Origin of the sequence: Corynebacterium sp. MSK150 (assembly GCF_030229215.1) — a bacterium.
Lineage (GTDB): Bacteria > Actinomycetota > Actinomycetes > Mycobacteriales > Mycobacteriaceae > Corynebacterium.
Window position 1 is genome coordinate 1 of record NZ_JASPHM010000047.1, and the last position, 407, is coordinate 407.

Consider the following 407-nt stretch of genomic DNA (forward strand, 5'->3'; position numbering starts at 1 on the left):
CGGCTGGAAGCGTTGTGGGGTCGCAGAGAATAGAGGGAAGCGACTGTTTATCAAAAACACAGGTCCATGCGAAGACGTTAAGTTGATGTATATGGACTGACGCCTGCCCGGTGCTGGAAGGTTAAGAGGACCGGTTAGTAGTCTTTGACTGCGAAGCTGAGAATTTAAGCCCCAGTAAACGGCGGTGGTAACTATAACCATCCTAAGGTAGCGAAATTCCTTGTCGGGTAAGTTCCGACCTGCACGAATGGCGTAACGACTTCTCTGCTGTCTCAACCACAGGCCCGGTGAAATTGCACTACGAGTAAAGATGCTCGTTACGCGCGGCAGGACGAAAAGACCCCGGGACCTTCACTATAGCTTGGTATTGGTGTTTGGTTCGGTTTGTGTAGGATAGGTGGGAGACT

General features: G+C 50.9%; 1 rRNA gene. It reads left to right on the plus strand.

Annotated elements, in window-relative coordinates:
- Nucleotides 1-407: ribosomal RNA gene (locus tag QP941_RS11570) — 23S ribosomal RNA — on the plus strand; the annotation flags it as partial.